Origin of the sequence: Sinorhizobium fredii USDA 205, assembly GCF_001461695.1 — a bacterium.
Lineage (GTDB): Bacteria > Pseudomonadota > Alphaproteobacteria > Rhizobiales > Rhizobiaceae > Sinorhizobium > Sinorhizobium fredii.
In genome coordinates, this window is record NZ_AUTC01000182.1 from 1 (window position 1) to 15,447 (window position 15,447).

The 15,447-nt window shown below is 58.8% G+C and carries 8 protein-coding genes and 4 pseudogenes; 2 read left to right on the top strand and 10 right to left on the bottom strand.

All coding sequences use genetic code 11. The annotated features are described in order from the left end of the window. Positions 1–159, top strand: a pseudogene (locus N181_RS35075) (nucleoside deaminase); the annotation flags it as partial. A 484-nt stretch (positions 160–643) separates the two neighbouring features. On the opposite strand, the gene N181_RS26200 reads toward N181_RS35075, so the two are convergent. The 4 genes and pseudogenes from N181_RS26200 to N181_RS26215 all read right to left on the bottom strand — a co-directional run bounded on the left by N181_RS26200 (position 644) and on the right by N181_RS26215 (position 4,322). Further along, positions 644–2,179 carry a winged helix-turn-helix domain-containing tetratricopeptide repeat protein gene (locus N181_RS26200; RefSeq protein WP_037436012.1) on the bottom strand — a complete coding sequence of 512 codons (1,536 nt, stop codon included), beginning with the start codon at positions 2,177–2,179 and terminating at the stop codon, positions 644–646. A 110-nt stretch (positions 2,180–2,289) separates the two neighbouring features. After that, positions 2,290–3,111 (bottom strand): alpha/beta fold hydrolase, encoded by an 822-nt coding sequence (locus tag N181_RS26205; protein ID WP_037436013.1) that lies wholly within the window; start codon positions 3,109–3,111, stop codon positions 2,290–2,292. 279 nt (positions 3,112–3,390) lie between these two features. Then, positions 3,391–3,850, bottom strand: a pseudogene (locus tag N181_RS35080) (cupin domain-containing protein). A 67-nt stretch (positions 3,851–3,917) separates the two neighbouring features. Beyond that, positions 3,918–4,322 carry a VOC family protein gene (locus N181_RS26215; RefSeq protein ID WP_037436016.1) on the bottom strand — a complete coding sequence of 135 codons (405 nt, stop codon included), beginning with the start codon at positions 4,320–4,322 and terminating at the stop codon, positions 3,918–3,920. A gap of 252 nt (positions 4,323–4,574) precedes the next feature. Between N181_RS26215 and N181_RS26220 the strand changes: the two are divergent. After that, a pseudogene (locus tag N181_RS26220) lies at positions 4,575–5,561 on the top strand (IS1595 family transposase); the annotation flags it as partial. A 359-nt stretch (positions 5,562–5,920) separates the two neighbouring features. Here N181_RS26220 and N181_RS26225 read toward each other — a convergent pair. The 6 genes and pseudogenes from N181_RS26225 to N181_RS26250 form a co-directional block, all read right to left on the bottom strand. Then, a complete protein-coding gene (locus N181_RS26225; protein ID WP_037436018.1) occupies positions 5,921–6,379 on the bottom strand; it encodes a GNAT family N-acetyltransferase in 459 nt (152 codons plus the stop codon). Positions 6,380–6,933: 554 nt separating this feature from the next. After that, the gene (locus N181_RS26230; RefSeq protein ID WP_037436019.1) at positions 6,934–7,260 is read right to left on the bottom strand and encodes a hypothetical protein; all 327 of its coding nucleotides are present in this window, start codon (positions 7,258–7,260) and stop codon (positions 6,934–6,936) included. 180 nt (positions 7,261–7,440) lie between these two features. Beyond that, a complete protein-coding gene (locus tag N181_RS26235) occupies positions 7,441–11,643 on the bottom strand; it encodes a beta strand repeat-containing protein (RefSeq protein WP_080579286.1) in 4,203 nt (1,400 codons plus the stop codon). A gap of 25 nt (positions 11,644–11,668) precedes the next feature. Continuing rightward, complete coding sequence (locus N181_RS33845; protein WP_060563999.1) at positions 11,669–12,772, bottom strand: helix-turn-helix transcriptional regulator; 1,104 nt, start codon at positions 12,770–12,772, stop codon at positions 11,669–11,671. A 174-nt stretch (positions 12,773–12,946) separates the two neighbouring features. Then, on the bottom strand, positions 12,947–14,113 hold the full coding sequence (locus tag N181_RS26245; RefSeq protein WP_037436023.1) for a helix-turn-helix transcriptional regulator: 1,167 nt from the start codon (positions 14,111–14,113) through the stop codon (positions 12,947–12,949). Between the two features lie 456 nt (positions 14,114–14,569). After that, positions 14,570–15,373 (bottom strand): annotated as a pseudogene (locus N181_RS26250) (type IV toxin-antitoxin system AbiEi family antitoxin); the annotation flags it as partial. Between the last annotated feature and the right edge of the window lie 74 nt (positions 15,374–15,447).

Below are 15,447 nucleotides of genomic sequence, written 5' to 3' on the forward strand. Positions count from 1 at the left end.
GAGGTGAAACAACTGACGGGCGACCACCTGGAAAACCCAACGCTCGATCTCCCCTGCCACATCGTGTTCGCCGCCGGTCAGCGCCCAACGGAAGTCGTCGGCCCCATGCTTGCGGGCGAGGCGGCGAAACTCCACGAAGAATACTGGTCCCGCCGTTAATGGCCCGTCGCGTCATTTCGTTGCGCAGCAGAATTGGTCGCTATTGGTGTACAGCGGACTCCCGCGTGGCAGAGTTATGGGTTCACGGCCTGGTGCGCAGCGGACTCGGCGTTAGCGAGGGCAAGACACCGCATTTGGTTCAACGAAGCGGATCAGCCGACGTCGACGGAGCCCCTCGCGGCCGAGAGCGCCAACCGTGTCCGAGAAATAGTCCCGTAAAGCCTAAGAGTTTCGCTGGGAGGTTCCATCGGCGTCTCCCCGGCTCCAACACTTGTGCGCTTGACGATTCAGCCGTCTGGTCGCCGTGGAAATCGCGAGGCGGCACATAAATATTGCCCTGGTCGAGGGAAAGGATCGTCAAGGTCGAAATCATCTGACTTGCTCCTCTCGCGCTGGGTCGCGCGGTCAGGAGAAGCCTCGATCAACAGGGTGTTTCAGGTCCTGAATCGCCGCCGGAAAAGTTCCGAAATCTTCTAAAATCCGATCAGCCTTCCTCGAGTCCCGCCTTCCGCAGTCCTTGCAGCAGGGTGGCGATCCTGTCGGGGTCCTTGGCGGGCTGTCCGGCTTTGATGCGCGCGATCGTGGCCGCTGGAGCGAGCTTCTTGAGCTCGCGGAGATAGCGGTGCGCCTCCTCCGTGCGGCCGAGATGGGCGTTCGCCGCGATAAGCACCCAAAGGGTCGGGTCGAAGTTCGGATTGCTTGCGAGCGCGCGGGCGGCCCAGGCAATCGCCTCGGCGTAGTCGCCGCGGATCACATGCACATCCGCGATCCCGCAGAGCGAAAAGTGCGCCCCTCGATCGCCGGGACTCAGCCGGTTCGCCCGGTGAAAATGGGCGAGAGCCTCCTCGAGGCTACCGCAATGAAGATGCCCGAGCCCCGCCCTGACCACGACCATCAGGTTGTTCGGGTTGGCTTCCGCAGCGGATTGCAGGACGGCCACAGCCCAGTCGTAGTCCTTTGCTGTCTGCAGCAAGGCGACACCGCAATGCGCCATCACCATCGCGTCGCCCGCCGCATGTTCGAGGCCCCGACGCGCCAGCGCCGCGCATTCTCGGACGTCGTCCGGGCCAAGCGACGGCCAGCCCATCGTATGCCGATGTTCGAGGGCCCAGGCGGCATGGGAAAGCAGCAGCGCGTTGTCAGGCTCCGCCTCCAGCGCTTTGATAAGGAGCGCGTAGGCTTCGGCATTGTCTCTTTCTGACTCTGTCGAGACTTTTGCCAGCGCCTGCAGATAGATATCGTAAGCGGCAATGCTTCCGGGCCGTTCCCGCCGCGATCGGTCGATCTCGGCCGTCTGGACATGAGGTTCAACCAGCGTCGCGACGCCCACCGTGATCCGGTCTTGGAAATCGAATATATCGTCGATCTCGCCGTCGAAAGTCTCGGCCCAGAGATGCGTGCCACTGCCGCCGTCGACGAGCTGCGTAGCAATCCTCAGTCGGTTTCCCGACCGTCTTATACTGCCTTCGAGCACGTAGCGGACACCGAGTTCCTTCGCGACCAGCCGCACATCCGGAAAACGCCCCTTGTAACCACATGAGTGGCCGGAGACCACCGCGAAGCTCTTGAAGCGGCTGAGGGCCGTGATGACATCATTGACCGCGCCGTCCGCGAAGTAATCCTGATCGGGATCGCCGGAAACATTGGCAAACGGCAGAACCGCGAGCGTGGGCCTGGCCGGAAACACGATATCCGCCTCTCCTGCCCCAGCACCCGCGCGGACCAGGCGATAGCCGATGCGCGGTATGGTCGTTATCCAATCCCGTCCGCCTGGAGCCACGCCGAGCGCCTTGCGCAGGGCCGCGATCTGTACCGTGAGATTGCTTTCCTCAACAATCGTGTCCGGCCAGGCGCGTTCCATCAGGTCCGTCTTGGAGACAACACCACCTTTGGCCTCCAGCAGCGCTTCAAGAAGCGCTAGGCCACGCTGGCCAACAGCGACGGACTTGCCGTTCCGCCGCAGCAAGCCACTGCCGGGTTCGAGCAGGAAATCACCGAAGGCATGAACTGGCTCCACCATGGCGAGAATATACTCGATAGCTCAACACTCGGGAACCGACGGTCACGAGACCAAGTAGCGTAACAAGCGCGAGGATCAATCGAGCTGATCGAATCGGCAAGCGGAATCGACTACGATTCCTTGAGGAATGCGTCGAACAGTCGTGCGAGCGTCTCGGCAGCTTCCCAGTGCATATTGTGGCCCCGTCCTGGGAGCGAAATGAACCGTGAGCCGATAATTCCGCCTTTCAACTGGTCTTGATGCTCCGCGGTCGCTATCTCGTCTTCCTCACCGCGAAGAATGAGCGCCGGCGCTGAAATATCCTGCAAGAGCGGAGCTGGATCATAGGCAAGTTGTTCGTAATGGATTGAGTGCCATACCCGTGCCGGAACCGCCGCGCTCTCCCGGCGGACATGGGCGAGGAAATTCTCGTCGACCGGAAGCGAAGTGGAGCACCATTCCCGAACGAACGCGCCTTCCGGATCGATAGGGTCGCGAAGGGCCAGGATGTTCCCCCAGAGCCAGCCTTTGCGTTCCCGTGGAACGGCGGACGTCGACATAAGGACGATCTTTCGGACTACTTGGGGCCAACGTTCGGCAATTGCTTGCGTGAGCCGTCCTCCGAGCGAATGGCCGACCACATGAACAGGGGCAAGCTCAAGTTCCCGGATCAGCAACCTGATGTCATGCGCCATCTCGGGAATCGTGTAGCAACCCTCCGGCTTGTCGGACTGCCCATGTCCGCGCAGGTCGGGCGCGATGAGACGAAAGTCGGCCGCCAGATGCGGAGCGATCAAGCTCCAGCTGCGAGCGCTATCGGTGAAGCCGTGCAGCAATAGCACCGGGACACCCTTTGCGTCGCCCAGTTCCACGTAAGCAAGCCGGATGCCATTCGACAGCAGGACTGTCTGCTTTCGCGTGATGAAGGTCTCCTGGGATAGCGGCTCGATCATATCTTGCCTCCGCCTCCTGTCTGCAAAGCTAATCAGTTCCCCTTGCCGCGGCGAAAGCGGGGCGATCCGGCAGTGCGCCGGTCGTGCCGCTTTCGAAGCGCAACTTACCGCGTGCAGGCCGCCAGATACTAGCTATCTCCAAATGGCGACAAGTCTCCCGTTAAGCCACGTAGGCTGCGACCGCTGAGATGCGCTCTAATCAGGCACATGATCAACTCAGCTGTGCCAGAACCAATCTGCCGGTAGCCAGCGATCAGCCTCGAACCTCGCAGTTCGTGGCTATCGATTAAGCGCCGGCGTCTCATCGTTGATTATTCCAAGACGATCCTCGATTGATGCAATTTCCTCGGGCGTATCAGCACCGGAGGTTTCTATATCCATGAAGAGCTGTTCGAAGCCCCGGGGAGTGACGATTGCGAACAACTGCCCGGGCTCGTCTCCGATCTTTCTCCAACTGTGACAGAAGGGGGCAGAACGACGCCGTACCCGGCGGGGCATCGAACTCCTCCTCACCGCATCGGAAACGATAAAGTCCACTGATCACCCGAAAGACCTCGGTCTCACGAGTATTTGTATGCGGAGCCGGACCTTGGCCCGGCGGTGTAAAGGTTTCCCACATGCCGAATGCGCCTCCGGTCTCGGCGGCAGCGGCATGGATCACAACTTGCGCACCAAAGGGAGTCCGGGCGATACGCTCTCTGCCCGGCCTGGAGACAACTGCCTTCTGAAAGCCTAGCATAACCCACTTCGCTGGTTCAGCGTGAACAATATCGTGAATTGAACGCAAGCCAGTTGATTGCCGCTCATCAGGGCGCGCCATTGATCTCCACGATGTTCAAATCCGGGTCGCGCAGATAGAGTTGTGGGAAACCGGCTACGCCAGAGCGGATAACCAGCAGGCACTTTGGATGGCTTTGCGGCAAGTCCTCCCCGAAGCCAAGCGCCGTCAGTCGTTCGATAGCGCCCTCGAAATCATCCGTACGGAAAGCGAAATGCCAATCGTTGCGGTCGATCTCAGGTCTCTGTCGGAATGTGCCTTCGGGATGGACGACGAGATGGACCTGCAAGCTGCCACAGGCGAGCCAAGCGCCGTCTACGGGAAAGTGCGGGCGCGGGATTTCTGTAAGACCGAACACATCACGATAGAAGGGCAGCGATCTTGCCAAATGGGCTGTGATAATCGATACGTGATGCAAGGCGGGCATAGACATTTTTCCCCCCTCCGCGGCGGCATCATGCTAACGGCCTTCTGAAGGCCTGACATGCCTCACCTCTCTGGTAGACCAGAACAATAGCATAGATTGAGCGCCAGTTGGTTCTCGCTCGCAAGTGGCTTCGGTTAAGGCCGCAAGCCTGACGAACTTCTGCCAAATAATGGAAATGGCTTATCCCGTTCGCACAGGTGTTAACCACATCTAGCGTTCCAGAATGACGCACCTCCCCTTCTCCGATAAATGGAGGGCATGAGCGAGAGCCTGTTTCCGACACGCTGGGCGAACGACAAGCTTCCATCGCTGGAGAAGTTCACATCGGACTTCGCCGACGACTACGCCTGCGCGGAATATCTGGCGAAGAAACGCTGGAAGTCAGGCTTCCAATGCCCTCGCTGTGGAGGCAACCGGGCCTGGCGGTTGGAGGCTCGACCGTGGGTCTGGGAATGCCAGGGTGTCGTCGTCGATGATGACGGAAGGCGAACGTCCACCGGGTGCCGACACCAGACATCACTGATCGCTGGTACGGTGATGCACGGCACGCATCTTCCGCTCCGAACCTGGTTCCTAGCCGCCTACCTTCTCGCCACCCATTCCAACGGGATGTCCGCCCTTCAGCTCCAGCCGAAGCTGGGCCTCGGCAGTTACAAGACGGCCTGGCTTCTGCTCCACAAGCTTCGCCGGGCGATGGTCGATCCGCACAGGCGTCCGCTGCGCGGCATGATCGAGATCGACGAGACGAACGTGCCCTTCCGCCGCAAGGACGAGCCGGAAGGCGGCGGTCAGGGGCGCAGCCCCATCGGCAAGATTTTCATGATTGGTGCCGTCGAGGTGGAGGCCGGGAAGTACCCGGCGCGATGCCGCCTGCAGCGCATCGTCAACATCAACCGCGAGAGCCTGCACGCTTTCATCCGGGACAACACCGCCGTCGGCAGCCTGCTCGTCACCGACGGCAACACGGCCTACAGGCGCTTGCCGGATCGCGGCCACCAGGCGATCAACCTGAGCGCCGTCGATGCTCCGCCAGCCCATGAGGTGCTGCCTTGGGTGCATCGGCTCTTCGCCAACTTCAAGAGATGGAGCTACGGGACCTACCACGGTGTCCGCGACAAGCACGTCGACATCTACGCCAACGAGTTCGTCTTCCGTTGGAACCGCCGACGGCACTTCCAGACCAACGTTGATACCATCCTCGGTCTCGGCCAGCGGATCGGACGAACGACCTGGCGCGACGTCGTCGGCGACACACGGGAATGGAAGACGGCGCACGAGGACCAGATTCTCGGCATGGTCAGTCCCGACAGGCTCGACCCCGCCAAGGACTACGCCGTGGAACACGGCTGCGACATCTTCGACGCCCTGGATGAAGTCCGACGGAACGAGAAGAGGTGGCGATATGGTCGAAGGAAGCCGAAGCGCTCCGCGCTCCCGCCGAGGCGGATGGGCGAGGAGAGGAACACGAGGCGGTACATCCACCCAACAAGCCTAGCACCAACGGAGATCGCCAAAGGCCATCTCCGCCATATTCCCATTGGCTCAAAGATCACGGGTGGTCGGACCGCCTCACCCCCGGAACCGCGAACGGCCGATACTATGGTTTAGGCCTCAAAGGACAATACGCTTAACTTATGCGGGCCGACATCGCGTTCCAAAACGCTCCAGCCAAAAGCGGTATAAAAGGCTTCCAACTCTTGATGGCAGCATATGTACGAGACCCGATATCCCAGATCGGCAGCAGTTTTTGCTGCTGCCTCGACGAGTGATTTTCCTACGCCGCGTTTGCGTTTACTCTCCTCCACCCAAACGGCCGCTACCCATGGCTTGTATTGTTGCCGCTCCTCCAAATCGCAATCGATGAGGAAGGCTGATCCGAGATAGCCGCTTTCATCATGAGCAACGAGCGCTGTCGGAAGAGAGCGATCATCGACCATTTCGGTCAGATGATGTGTAATATCGGAAAGATGAAGACCTGCGTCTTTCCACCAGGCATTCCATATTCGATCAGCAATAATTGGACCGAAATTTTGATGGTCCAGATAGTCCGCAACTTGATGCATCTAACACTCCTCCTGCAGGGGTGTCTTCGTAGTGCATGCGGAGTAATATTTCAACCACTGCATGCGCCGCATCGCCAATAGCACGTTAAGCGACGCATCAAGCTGAACCATCTGTGGATGCAAATATTCTGCGAAACGCCAACGGAGACTCTTTGGCGCGAATCGGTTCGGTAATTCTTCAAGAGTTCCGATCAAAGATGGCAATTGATTTTCGCTGTCGATCCACCAGCACAACTAATTGGGGCCACCCGTGCGAACGGGATAAGCATTAATGGAATCGATGTCGTCCACGACTATGAGATCAATGCCAGACCGTTGGGGGCGGAAATCGGCTGGCTTCCACCTCCTTCTGACGCCTAGCTGCCAATGACCTTCGACGGCGGCGTCGGATTCCGATCTCGCCAATGCAGTTCGGGTTCACGGCGGCTCAGCGAGTAGCGAATAGGTAGCAGTTGTTCTGTGACGTTGAGCACGGCCCATGAGGCACGCGACGCCGCCCAAGCTGCCATCTCTGCGTTATGCGCTGTGTCCTAACTCGCAAGCGCAGTCTATCGTTACTGAAACAAGTCGGGCGGCGGCCTCTTGCCGCCTTGGCATTTGACTTTGATCTTATAGTTGTTTTCATCCCATTTCTCAGTGATCTTGCATCCTTTTCGTTTAATCTTCCGTATGTGCTTGCCGTTTTTCACCTTATATTTTGTTTGTTGGACCAATAGAAGTATTCTGCCGCAAGTGCTCTGAGTGTGCGAGAAGCAACGATTTTCCACAGTCTCGCTCAGTTCGCCTGGATTGGGGGTCATCGAGGCTGCTTGTCCGGCTGTGCCGGAGGCCGCCAATAGGCCGGCGACAATGGCCGTTTGATAGAAGAAGTTCTGTAACATAATCGACCCTGCACGGATAACTTCCTGGAGAATTCATATTAAAACTGTGCTCGACAACGCCGCGTTACCTAATTGGATTAACCCGTTGCCATCGCTCGCATAGCGTTGTTCTTGCGAGCCATGCGACCAACCCACGGCAATACACGTCGGGCCGAACCCCTGGGTGAAAGCCGTGAATTGTCAAAGCAGGAAATCCCCTGATGTCACCTGTATCCGACCGACGAGGTTTATCTGGAAGTCGGCCTCCGGCGTTGCGTTCGTGTTTCCCTCGATAATGGTGTACTCAGCGCCGTTCCCATCCGTCTGATAACGGTAGCCGATCTGCCCCCGCCCGAGCTGACCGAAGCCGCCGCTCACACTCGTGATTTCCCCTACAAACGCGAAGGCGGGATCGCCTGCCAAAGCGCCGTTTGCATCGAGTTGGCTGACGTCGATGCGGTCACCTGGCGAAAAGTCCCGTATGACGTCCGCACTCGCGCCTTTTCCAGCTGCCGCGATCGAAGTGAAGACAAACGTGTCCTGTCCATCACCTCCGAACAGGATGTTGCGGGCGGTGCTTGCAACGATCTTGTCGTTTCCCGTGCCGCAGATCGCATTTTCGATCGAGGTCAATTGATCGGTTCCGGTATCGGCGCTGGTAGCTGACCCATTGAGAAGATTGACCACTGCGTCGACTTGCAATCCGGCCAGGCTGCAGGTGTCGCTGCCGCCGTCGCCGAAGTAAAAGTCATCGCCGTCGTTCAAAGTGGCAAGGAAGGTGTCATTGCCACTGCCTCCCGACACCTCGTCCGACCCCTCGTTGCCAATAAGCTCGTCATCGCCTGCGCCGCCGTGGAGGTCATCGTTTCCACTCCCTCCCCCAAGGAGATTGGCCAGACCGTTACCAGTGCCGGTGAAAGCCCCCGTTCCGGAGTACCGAAGGACTTCCACGTTCGCGCCGAGGACGTAGGACGAGGCCGTCACGTGGATTGTGTCCCTGCCCCCGCCAGCAGCCTCGACCACTGCATCACCGACGGAATCCACCATGTAGATGTCATCGCCGCCCCGGCCGACGAGGCGGTCAGCGCCGCCAGCTCCGTCCAGTATGTCGTCACCATTGCCGCCAGTGATCGTGTTTGCGAGACCGTTGCCGGTTCCCTGGAAATTTCCGGAGCCGACGAAGACAAGATTTTCCACATTCGCCGCCAGTACAGACGCTGCCAGGATTGTCTCAACGGTATCGGTTCCTGCGCCAGCCAGTTCGGTGACGACATCGCTCGCGTCACTGACAACATAGGAGTCGTTGCCCGCGCCGCCTTCCATGGCGTCGCCGCCTGCCCCGCCATTTATCCGATCGCGTCCGATCCCGCCGAGGAGCGTGTCATCGCCATCGCCGCCGTTGAGCACGTCATCGCCATTACCACCATCGACGATGTCGTCACCAGCCAGCCCCGAGAGGGTGTCGGCACCTCCCAGCCCTCGTATCGTGTCCTCCTCATCCGTCCCCGTGATCACGTTGTTGCTGCCGTTTCCGTTGAAGGTTCCGCCAAGTGTGTTGGCCACGCTGATTGCCACGTTGTGATTGGTGGCAAGCACGCCGTGGGACGCTGTCACCACGATGTCGTAGACATTGTCGCCATCAGCGTCCGCGGGATTCTCGAAGTCGGGAGGCGATTTGAACGTGACGGTTCCGTTTGCAGCATCGATGTCGAAGAGCGCGGCATCTGTGCCCGAGAGCAAGTACGTCAGGGACCCGAGATTATCCGAGTCGGAGGCGTCGGCGTCGTAGACAGTCCCCGTCGCGTTTTCAGCGAGGCTTGCGGTGGAGCCTGACGAAAATAGGGGCGCAGTGTCATTCGTGTTGGAGACGCTGACCGTCAGTATCTGCGTGTCGACGCCGCCCTGGGCATCGGAGGCCTGTACGACAACCTCGTAGATATTGTCGCCGTCCTCGTCGGAGGTGGCCTCGAAGTCGGGACTGACAACGAACCTTAGAACTCCCGATGTCTCGTCAATCTGGAAGTCGGCCTGATCCGCGCCGCCAACGATGGAATACGACAGCGTTCCGTTGGCTTGGCCGCCGATGGCGACAACAGTCGTTACATCGCTGTTGTTCTCGCCAACAGTGCGCGACGCCGCGACCCCTCCACCATCCGAGATAATGGTCAATTGGTTGTTGAGAAGCACGGATACGTTTCCGCTATCGTAGTTTCCGACTACGATGTCCATTCGGCCATCCTCATTCACATCGCTGAAGTCGATGGCAGTTGGATTGTCCCCGCCCGAAGCGAGAACTTGCTGTGGTCCGAAAGTTCCCGATCCGGTGTTGATAAGAACGGAAATAGTATCGTCAGCCGAATTGGATGTTCCGATATCGAGTTGACCGTCCCCGTTGATGTCGGCGATCGCGATGGCGTAAGGACCAGCGCCGACCGCGTAGCGTACCTCAGGCAGGAAAGTACCGTTGCCCGTCCCGAACATGATCGACACGTCGTTCGTGCCGAGGTTGGCTGTAACTAGATCGAGGTTGCCGTCGTTGTCGAGGTCGTCGACAGCAAACGAAATGATGTTTTTGCCGACTGCCGGATAGGTGACGGGGGCTGAGAAGGTTCCGTCCGGAGCGCCCATCAAAACCGATATGAAGTCCCTCGCCACTATCAGATCGAGGTTTCCGTCCTTGTTCAGGTCGGCGGCGGTGATCGGCCATGGAAAGCCTCCGCCGACGCCGTATTGGACTGGAGACCCGAAGGAGCCGGTACCTGTACCGAACATTACGGAAAGATCGCCGCCGTTGGCGTGTGCTGCCGCCGCATCGAGAATCCCGTCATGATTGAAATCACCGAGGGCGACGCCGCGCGGGCCAAATCCGGTTGGATATGAAGTCTCTGAGTCGAACGTTCCCGTGCCTGTTCCCAGCCGTACGGTAATGCTGCTTGCGAAAGGGCTTGCGGCAACCATGTCGAGGATGCCGTCGCCGTTCAGGTCGCCCATCTTTATGTCGATGGGACCGCCGCTCATTGAATAATTGACGGCAGACGCGAATTGACCACCGCCCTGGCCCAGAAGTACCGACACGCTGCTTCCCCCGTGATTCGCGGCAAGAAGGTCGATGATGGAATCGCTGTTGATGTCCACCGCGACAACGTCCGAGGTGCCTGAGCCTGCTTGATAGTTTATGGGTGAACCGAAGACTGCAGGTGCAGGAGCGTTGCCGGACCCGTCCACAACTTGCGCCATCGAAAAGGTCCCTTCATCGAAGCGGGCATTTTCGACGTTGACAAGCGTGTCGCTGCCATCGGGTCCAATGACTGAATAGGCCTCGAAGCCTATGTTGATCAGGGTGATCGTGTATTGCGACCGCAAGCCGCTGAAGACCGCCGTATCGGTGCCGAGTCCTCCATAAATCTGATCATCGCCGACGCCTCCGATCAGCGTGTCGTCGTCCTGCCTATCCGAACTCGCCTGCAGGTAGTCGTTGCCCGCACCGCCATCGAGGAGATCGCCTCCTCCGCTGCTAAGGACTTGGTCGTCACCATCACCGCCAATCAATGTGTCGGCGTTGTAGGTATCCTGCGGAGGGGTCGGAATGGTGGGATCGCCAGCACTGTCTCCATCAAAGACAAAGTCGTTTCCGTCGCCGCCATCCAAATAGTCGCCGACACCTTGCCCCCACAAGACGTCGTTCCCCCCTTCTCCGTAGAGTTCGTTCGCATGGCGGAAGGCACCGTAAAATGTGTCTGCGCCGTCGCCTCCATGGATCAGCACGCTGGTGTCGACATGTGATCCGTCAAAGACATCGTCCTCGGCCGTTCCGTTGTACGCGATCCTGTCCAGGGCCGCTACGAACTCCCCGAATGGACCGAGCGGCGTCGTGGAGCCGGACGGGCTGCCATGGATTCCGAGCTGCCAGCCGCCATTGCCGTCCGGTACCGCATAATCACCGTCGCTGAGCGTCGACGTGTAGGTGAAGGGTGGCATGGTCCCGGTTCCGGCCACGGCCCCGTTAATGAATACGGTGAACGGCCCGTCCAAGGTCACGGTGAAACCTATGGGATTTCCATCCAAATCCATCTGGACAGTGGTTTGGCCGGAGAATTGCAGACCATATCCGCCGACGAACGCCACCCAGCCCGAACCGTATTGGCCATTGTAGGTGAGTGGCATCCCCCACCCGTGTCCGAAGCTCGGGTTGACCCCTTGAGTGGCATTGATCACCATTTCGGCCATGACAACCTCCCCCTTTTTGAGCATGCGCGCGATACGATGATCGGCGTGCTGCACGCTCGCCACCGAACTCCACTTGCGAAGCGGCGATTCCACAACGGCTGCGGATGCCAAAGAAAAAGAAAGCACCGTTCTCGCGAACGCACATGACCCATTTGGGTCAGACACGTCCTGCGACATGCTGATCCATGTTGCTTCTGCCGGCTCAGTCTTTTCGTGTGAGCGCTTGCAGCAATGCGACCAGTTCACTCTGTCGGTGTGTTTCGGTTTTTTCAAAAATCGACTTTGGTTGTGTGCGTGCGGTCTCCTTGGCGATGCCGAGTGCATCGGCCGAGTCCTCCAGCGACTCCCCCGTCGCCAGTCGCGCCGCGAGATGCGCCTGGGCACGGGTCAGCAGAAAGGTTTGTTGCAGCAGTTGCCAGCGCGGTGAACGAGGTCTGGCGACCTCACTCAACAAGATTATTGCCCTTGCTGCGGCGAAGAGTGATCGTGCCTCTCCATCGATCGGCAGAACCTTTAATGTCATGGAACATTTGTCTGGTCGCCGAACCACTATCGGCGACGCTCTCAGGGCCTTTCCATTCGGTAACTTGCGCAATTTCTCGAGTTGATCCAGAAGCTCCGACGCTGCCTGCTTATCCTCAAGGACGAGTTGCCCTCGGGAAACCCAGACCGACTTATCGAAAAGATCATTCGCTGCGGCATTGAAATGAACGACATGCCCGCCGCTATCAACGGCGACAGCAGCCTGGCGCACATGGTCCAGAGCATTGGTGAATGCTGCGATATTGGCGCGTCCCATGGCCCCCGCGAGCGAAGCTATCTCGGTCATGCGGGCCGACAAATCCCAGAGGAGGGATTTTTCGAGCCGGGAAAAACGTCCCTCGCTCTCCGATCGCTGCATGGCGAGACACCACAGATCATCCTTGCCGGCCCAAAATGCCGCTCCGGCCCACCACTTCAGTCCGACGCTCGGCAGGAAGTCATTGTGGTAGGGCGATCGGCGACGTTCTTCTTCTGTCGAGACGTCATCGTCATCAACAACCACGACACCCCGAAGCTGCTTAGCGATGCCCCGTAGGCGGAGATCGGACTGGTACCATCCTTCCTGCATGTACCGCGCAAACGGCTCGATCATCGAGGTACTCGTAGGGAAGCTGCCGCCCTTCCGCGGAAGCCGAGCAGCCCCGTTGCATTTCATTGCTTCGCAAATACGATCAAGAAAGAGAGGCCACAAATCAGGGTCTACGACGGCAGACCCCAATCCTGCGGACAGGTCTTTCAAAGCATTTACGTCGACTTTAGCCATGTCGATGCTCGCTCGTTTGATAGGTTACTCCGCCTTCACTGGAACATCGCAATGCCGCGAGAGCAGGACTAGGTGTTCCGATTGCCTATGGGTACCCTGTAGTTCGCTCAATACCTCGCCGGTATTGAATCTCGTAAGCAGAAGCGGTTGGCATCAACTTGTCGCACGCGCGACTCAACCGAGGGACGCGAGCATCGCCACCAATTCCCCCTGGCGATGCGTGCCGGTCTTGTGGAATATCGACTTCACTCTGTTCCGGGCGGTCTCCTTGCTTATGCCAAGTGCTTGGGCGACCTCCGCGAGCGAGGCTCCGGAGGCAAGGCGCTGGCAGAAGACGATCTCGGAAGGGGTCAGGCTGAACTTTGCACCAAGGGCCGACCATACGGCCGCATCGCGGCTTCGGGCATCGAGGTTCTTTACGAGGATGAGAACCAGGCTGTCGGCAAGGACCAGGGATGTGGATCCTCCGGAGACCACAGCTGGGAGCGAAGCCAGCGAAACCTGCCAGTTTTGGCCATCGACGCAAAAATGCAGGCGAGAAAGAAGCACAGGAAGCCGTCTCGATAGCGCCCAGACCCCCTCGCGAAGACACCTGTCCATATGAGGGTCTGAAAGGGACGCGATGCCGTGCCGTTGCTTCACCACCGAGCCAGACGAGAGTTTCTCTGCATGTTCATTGGCCAGCCGGACTCGCCTGTCGCCGTCGACTACAAAAGCGGCGCAGGAACCTCTTTCAACGAGCGCCGATCTGGCCACAGCTGCCTCGGTTTGCACCTGTAGCAATCTTCCGACGTTGATGGAGCGCAGCAGACTTCCTCGAATGCGTCTCAGGACCTCGGCGGTGGCGAAGTCATATGTGCCTGCGACCGCCAGCGGATAGTGCAATGACAGGTGGATAAGATCGCGCCCTCCGTCGATTTTCACCCCGACAGCTCCCTCGTTGTTCTTCTGAGGTCGCATCCAGTCGTTGTAGAATTCAGTCTTGGTGAACATGCTCGTCGGGCAACTTTCTTCCGCGACGAGGACGGTTCCGCTCGGCACGCTTCGCCAGATGGGCGTCCATGGGTTAAGCGGAGCAAAATGTTCCGCATAGGATTTGACGAATGCAGGTTCGATATTGTCGGTGGCCTCGAAGTTGAGCCAGTTTTCTGCCGTATTGAAGTTCAGAAGAGCGCACACCGATCTCGGGAAACTTTTCGTCAGTGACCTGGCAACGTCGTCCCATCCGATTGCCCCGAGAGCAGCGGCGTCCACTTTCTCGGACACGCTGTGGGTAATCGCTGAAATGGCGTCTTCGTCGTAAAAGTCGGTGGACGGTATTGCCATGAGTTCCCCGCTCATCGCATCCGGCGCCCCTTCAACCGGGAACACAAAGATTCCCTCAGCTTCTCGTACGCCGCAATCCCTCCGACATCATCAATTTGGGTGCCGTCCCTTGATGCGCCTTTGCATCGCGCAGCCTGAACAGCGACGACTAGAAAGTCGCCACATCAACGTCAGGGACCAGAGACCAACCCTATACCACCCGCTCTCATGGTAGGCTCGGCGGCGCGATGAACTGATAATACGCCCACACGAGGACCAGCCCCGCTATCACCGCGAGCCAGATAAGTGCCTTCCGCTGCCTTGGACCGACCGTCCGTCGCTCCTGCTTTGATTTTCGTCGTTCAAACTTGATGATGTTGTCGTCGCGCATGTGATCCCACTTGATTGGCGGTAGAAGTCGTACACCGTATCGACGTTCGGGGAGAGGTCTTTGACAAGCCTCTCATACGCCAATGTTCTTGGTACCGTGATGTCGTATCGCGCCACGTAAGCGCCCCCCTTCACCAAAGACCGCTTGCCCGAACCCAAATCGATGCGGTTATGATTGAGATGGTTCGCCCATTGGTGTCCTGCAAGTTCTGCGAGATACAGGAACATGCGCTTCACCTTCACGGATGTGCAGGCCTCGAGCAGTTCCTGAACCTGAGCCGGCCGGACAGTATTGAGGCCCTCCATGAGCTGTCCGCATTCGACATACGAGGAGTCGTCCGTCGCAAGGTACAGACACTCCATCAGGGCGCGCGTCGGCTTCGATGCGTTGATTGAGAAGCCGCTGAGCTCCACCGTACCCACGCCCGCGCCAGCGGGCAGGAGATTTGTCCGATGATACTCGATGTCCGCACCCCATCCATGTTGCCTGAACCAGGCCGGCAGCCTTTCACCCGGTTGTCCGAAAAGACAAACCCGCGGCCGCCCCAGTTCAAGATAATGGGCCTTGCCATGGAGTGACAGAGCGGTTCGGCCGCCCGGATGGATCGAAGCTGCCAGCTGCTCTTGAAGGGCGTAGACCGCGCCCTCGTATCCGACCTTGTCGCCAGAACGGATCATCGCCCCGTTGCCGATCGAGGTCAGCCAGTGGCTCCCTCGATAACGCTTCTGAAGGTCGTGGCTATAGCCTTGGCAGATCAGCCATTGCGACAGGGCGACCGTACCGCGGGGAATCACATCAGGCAGGCGGTTTAATTTTGAGCGCATGACGGTACTCCTAGTACCTCTGTATGCTGGAAAATAAAACAGAACAAGGGGCTCGTCAGGAGTGAAACCGCTGGTCGACATCCTCAGCAGGATCGTCAACGGCCATCCTTCCGTTCGGCCTCGCAATTATCTGTCTTGACGACGAAGATACATCC

Bases quoted from the DNA above. Each gene is read 5' to 3' on its own strand.
- N181_RS26215 (WP_037436016.1), bottom strand. From the start codon at position 4,322: ATGTCTATGCCCGCCTTGCATCACGTATCGATTATCACAGCCCATTTG.
- N181_RS26225 (WP_037436018.1), bottom strand. From the start codon at position 6,379: ATGCATCAAGTTGCGGACTATCTGGACCATCAAAATTTCGGTCCAATT.
- N181_RS33845 (WP_060563999.1), bottom strand. From the start codon at position 12,772: ATGGCTAAAGTCGACGTAAATGCTTTGAAAGACCTGTCCGCAGGATTG.
- N181_RS26245 (WP_037436023.1), bottom strand. From the start codon at position 14,113: ATGAGCGGGGAACTCATGGCAATACCGTCCACCGACTTTTACGACGAA.
- N181_RS26205 (WP_037436013.1), bottom strand. From the start codon at position 3,111: ATGATCGAGCCGCTATCCCAGGAGACCTTCATCACGCGAAAGCAGACA.
- N181_RS26200 (WP_037436012.1), bottom strand. From the start codon at position 2,179: ATGGTGGAGCCAGTTCATGCCTTCGGTGATTTCCTGCTCGAACCCGGC.
- N181_RS26230 (WP_037436019.1), bottom strand. From the start codon at position 7,260: ATGTTACAGAACTTCTTCTATCAAACGGCCATTGTCGCCGGCCTATTG.
- N181_RS26235 (WP_080579286.1), bottom strand. From the start codon at position 11,643: ATGTCGCAGGACGTGTCTGACCCAAATGGGTCATGTGCGTTCGCGAGA.